The following is a 4,145-nucleotide window of genomic DNA, read 5'->3' on the forward strand; positions in this document are numbered from 1 at the left end:
GGTGACGGGGGTGGGTGCGGGGGCGGTCATCAGTAGACCCCCTCGATGACGCGGGCGCCGCCCTGGGAGGGCAGCGGGGCGATGTCGGCGAGCCCGTCGACGCTGTCGCCGTGCGCGGGGCGGACCCGGATCGCGGTGTCCCGCTCCAGCACGTTGGGCAGGAACATGTCGCGGCTGAGCAGATGCACCAGGACCTGGCCGCGCTCGCCGTAGGCCACCGGCGCACCGCCGGCGCCGTCGACGACCTCGACCACGGACTGCGGGAAGAACGGCCGGAAGACGGCCGCGTGCACGTCGCCGTCCTGGCGGGGGCGCTGCGGGGCGATGCCCATCAGGGTGTTGCCGTAGATCGCGGCGATGCGCGCCCGCGGGAAGAACGTCTCCTCCAGCTGGCGCAGCGACTCCGCGCTGATGCTCGTGCCCGCCCACACGATGCCCTCGAGCCCGGCCGCCAGCTGCTCGTACACCGCGGGCCGCGCGACCAGCGCCTCGAGCACCGGCGGGGTGATGAACAAGACCTTGATGTCCTGGGACTGCACGATCAGTTCGACCTGGTCGAGCAGGTAGGAGCGGTACTCGCCGGCCAGTTCGGTGCGGCCGGAGCCCAGCAGGCGCTTGACCCAGCGCGGGTCGAAGTCGACGGTGAAGGCCACCCCGCCGCGCGCCTGCGCCAGGTGGCGGATGGTGCGCCCCACGACGTGCGGCCCGGTGGGGCCCACGTGCAGCCAGTTGCCGGTGGCGGGGAAGCCGTGGGCGTCCAGGACGGTGCTGACCCAGTCGACGTTCAGGCTGCGCGAGACGCTGTCGACGACGCGCTTGGGGGCGCCGAGGGTGCCGCCGGACTCGAAGACCTCGAAGGGCGGCCCGGTGTGCCCGGCCGGGATCAGGTCCTCCACCGCCGTGGTGCGCAGCAGGTCACTGACGTCGGGAAAGCGCCGCAGGTCGGCCAGGGTGCGGATGTCGCGGACCGGGTCGAAGCCGAGGGTGGGGGCCAGGCGCAGCCAGAACGGCGAGCCGGTCGCGGCGCCGAAGTGCCAGCGCAGCGTCTGGCGCAGATGGGTGTCGGCATCGGTGTCCAGGGGGGTCCAGGGGGCGTGCGGGAGCAGTTCGGTCATGGTGTGTTCAGCCCATTCGTCAGGGTGGGGTGGAAACGGGGCAGGCCTGAGCCGGTGGCGCGCTCAGGCCTGGGAGGGCATCGCGGGCAGGGAGGTGCGGCCAGGGGAAGCGCACCGATAAATAGCTTTCAGAAAAGCTTTCTTGATGTCAAGAGTCAGCCGCGATACGAGGCGAACTGGGGGACCTGGGGCCGTCAACAACCCCTACAAACATGGAGATTTGACACCGGGGGTCCGGCGGAGAAGGGATGGCCTCCCGGCGCACAGAGGCTTTCAGAAAAGCTTCCTGGGGGAGGGGGTGGACCGGCAGGACGGCCGCGCCGGGGCCCCGGCCGCCCCGGCGCGGGGGCCCCGGCGCGCGTGCCGCGGGCCCGGCGGGGCGACGCCGGGCCGCACCGCCGGGGCAACACACCGGCACCGGCGGCACCATGACGCCCTGTCACTGCCCGCCTGTCACTGCCCGCCTGTCACTGCCCGCCCGCCGCCGCGCAGCCTGGCCCGCCTGCCGCCGCACCCCCGCCCGGCCGCCCCACCCCCCGGCCGACTACCGTCCCACCGCCCGGCCGCCCCGCCGACTACCGTCCCGCCGCCCGACCGGCCACCAGCCAGCCACCGGCCCAGGAGCCCGCGGCCCGCCGTCCGCCGCCCGCTCACGATGGCTGCGACAGTGGGAAGTCGCGCTTCCCCCGCCACCGGAACCCTTCCTACCGTGCAGGGCATGACCACTGCCGAGTCCTTCCCCCGCCTGAAGCTGTCCGAGCTGGCCCCCCAGGTCTACTCCGCCATGGGACGCCTGCACGCCACCGCGGAGAAGGCCGCCCAGGAAGCCGGACTCGAGCACTCCCTGCTCGAACTCGTCAAGATCCGCGCCTCGCAGATCAACGGCTGCGCCTTCTGCATCGACATGCACACCCTCGACGCCCGTGCCGCCGGCGAACGCGAACAGCGCCTGTACGCCCTCAGTGCGTGGGAGGAGACCCCCTTCTTCACCGCCCGCGAGCGCGCCGCCCTCGCCCTGACCGAGGCCGTCACCGTCATCCACACCGACCACGTGCCCGACGACGTCTACCAGGCGGCCCTCAAGGAGTTCAGCGAGGCCGAGGTCGCCCAGCTCATCTGGGCCGCCGCGGTCATCAACGCCTACAACCGCATCGCCATCTCCACCCGCATGGTGCCCGGCAACTACACCCCCAAGGCCTGACACCGCGACCGCGCACCCCCACCGTGCCGCCCGGTGCCCCCGGGCCCCGGTCCCGGCCGTGCCGGGCGGCACCCGCGCCCACCCAAGGGGCCGCAGATGACCCGCCGCACCCCCGGCCACCCCGCCGAACAGCCCGCCCTGCTGCGGGCCCAGCAGTTCGCCGACCCCTTCACCCGGCGCCTGCTCACCCACCGGGGCTCCACCACCGCGCTGCTCGAACACCACCTGGGCGCGCCGCTGGCCCTGCGCCTGGTGGCCCAGCGGGTGCGGCGCACCGGCATGGAAGCCGCCCACCTGCTGGGCCTGCTGGGCCTGCGCGCCGACGAGCCCTGGCTGGTGCGCCGCACCGAACTGCGCCACCACGCCCACGCGGCCGTCTCCCGCAACCTCGTCATGGGCCCGGTGCCCCGCCGCGCCGACCTGTGCACCATCCTCACCAGCGACACCGTCCCGCTGGGCCGGGCCCTGGCCGAACACCACCTGCCCCAGCGCCGCCGCCTGCTGCGCGTGGGCCTCTCGCCCTGGCGGCCCCTGGCCCGGACCGCCGCCTGGCGCGGCTACGTGGTCCACGTGGACGACGAACTGCCCTTCTATGTCGAGGAGCTCTTCCACCCCGCCATCGCCCCGGCCCGTCTGCGCCCCGCCCCGCACCCCGAGCCCGCCGCGGCGGCGGCGTCATGAGCGAGGTCACCGTCGTCGGCGCCGGCCCGGTGGGCCTGGCCGCGGCCCTCGCCGCCCGCCACCACCGCCTGCCCGTCACCGTCCTGGAAGCCCACCCCGAACACCGCCCGCGCCCCGGCAGCCGCGCCATCTTCGTGCACCGCGCCACCCTCGACCTGCTCGACACCGTCCACCCCGGCCTGGGCCGCACCATCGCCGACGCCGGTCTGATCTGGCGCACCCGGCGCACCCTGTGGCGCGGCCGGCCCGTGCACACCCGCACCTACCACGGCCCCGCCCACCGCATCCCCTTCACCAGCCTGCCCCAGAGTGGGGTGGAGGACCTGCTGCGCGCCGCCTGCCACCAGGCGGGCGCCGAGATCTGCTGGGCCCAGCCCGTCACCGACATCCGCACCACGGCGCGCGCCGCCGAACTCATCACCGCCACCGGCTACTGCCACCGCACCCGTTACGTCATCGCCGCCGACGGTGCCCGCTCCACCCTGCGCACCCGCCTGGGCATCGCCCTGGAGGGCACGACAGCTCCCACCGGCTTCGCCGTGGCCGACCTGACCGGCGAGGCCGGTGGCCTCACTCCCGCCCGCATCTTCCACTACCGCCACCCCGCCGCGGGCGGCCGCAACGTCCTGCTCGTGCCCTTCGCCGGCGGCTGGCGCGTGGACGTGCAGTGCCGCGACGGCCACGAGGCCGCGACGTGGGCCGCCACCGCCGCCCGCTGGCTGCCCGGCCTGCTCCCCGGCGCCCGCCCCGCCGACCTGAGCTGGTCCTCCGCCTACCGCTTCCACCAGAAGGTCGCCGCCGCCTTCACCGATGCCCACCACCGCGTCCTGCTCGCGGGGGAGGCCGCCCACCTGCTGCCCCCCTTCGGCGCGCGCGGCATGAACTCCGGCATCGCCGACGCCGTCGCCGCGGCCGCCGCGATCGCCCGCGGCACCGACCAGGCCCTGGCGGCGTGCGCCCGCACCCGGCGGGCGGCGGCCCTGGCCAACGCCCGCGCCGCCGGCAGCGCCCTGGCCCACCTGCAGGCCGCCCGGCCGCTGCGGCGCACCGCCCAGCACGCCGCCGCCCTGCTCGCCCCCCACCTCCCGCGGGCCGGCCGCTGGCTGGACCACGCCCCCTTCGGCCCGCCCCTGCACACCGTCCACTAC

At 75.4% G+C, this 4,145-nt stretch carries 4 protein-coding genes; 3 read left to right on the top strand and 1 reads right to left on the bottom strand.

Going from position 1 to position 4,145, the window contains the following annotated elements; all coding sequences use genetic code 11:
• Positions 1-29: 29 nt before the first annotated feature.
• Entirely contained in the window at positions 30-1,115 is a 1,086-nt protein-coding gene (locus IG74_RS0143955) for an AMP-binding protein (RefSeq protein ID WP_051856704.1), read from the bottom strand.
• 718 nt (positions 1,116-1,833) lie between these two features.
• Between IG74_RS0143955 and IG74_RS0143960 the strand changes: the two genes are divergently transcribed.
• From IG74_RS0143960 to IG74_RS0143970, 3 genes are all read left to right on the top strand, one after another.
• Entirely contained in the window at positions 1,834-2,316 is a 483-nt protein-coding gene (locus IG74_RS0143960) for a carboxymuconolactone decarboxylase family protein (RefSeq protein WP_030689292.1), read from the top strand.
• A 96-nt stretch (positions 2,317-2,412) separates the two neighbouring features.
• Positions 2,413-2,997: a hypothetical protein gene (locus IG74_RS0143965; RefSeq protein ID WP_051856706.1), complete on the top strand. Its 585-nt coding sequence runs from the start codon at positions 2,413-2,415 to the stop codon at positions 2,995-2,997.
• A partial coding sequence (locus tag IG74_RS0143970; RefSeq protein WP_030689296.1) for an FAD-dependent monooxygenase occupies positions 2,994-4,145 on the top strand: 1,152 nt, incomplete at its 3' end. The genes IG74_RS0143965 and IG74_RS0143970, both read left to right, overlap by 4 nt.

It is taken from the genome of Streptomyces sp. NRRL B-1347 (assembly GCF_000720325.1).
Classification (GTDB): domain Bacteria; phylum Actinomycetota; class Actinomycetes; order Streptomycetales; family Streptomycetaceae; genus Streptomyces.

Bases quoted from the DNA above. Each gene is read 5' to 3' on its own strand.
- IG74_RS0143955 (WP_051856704.1), bottom strand. From the start codon at position 1,115: ATGACCGAACTGCTCCCGCACGCCCCCTGGACCCCCCTGGACACCGAT.
- IG74_RS0143960 (WP_030689292.1), top strand. From the start codon at position 1,834: ATGACCACTGCCGAGTCCTTCCCCCGCCTGAAGCTGTCCGAGCTGGCC.
- IG74_RS0143965 (WP_051856706.1), top strand. From the start codon at position 2,413: ATGACCCGCCGCACCCCCGGCCACCCCGCCGAACAGCCCGCCCTGCTG.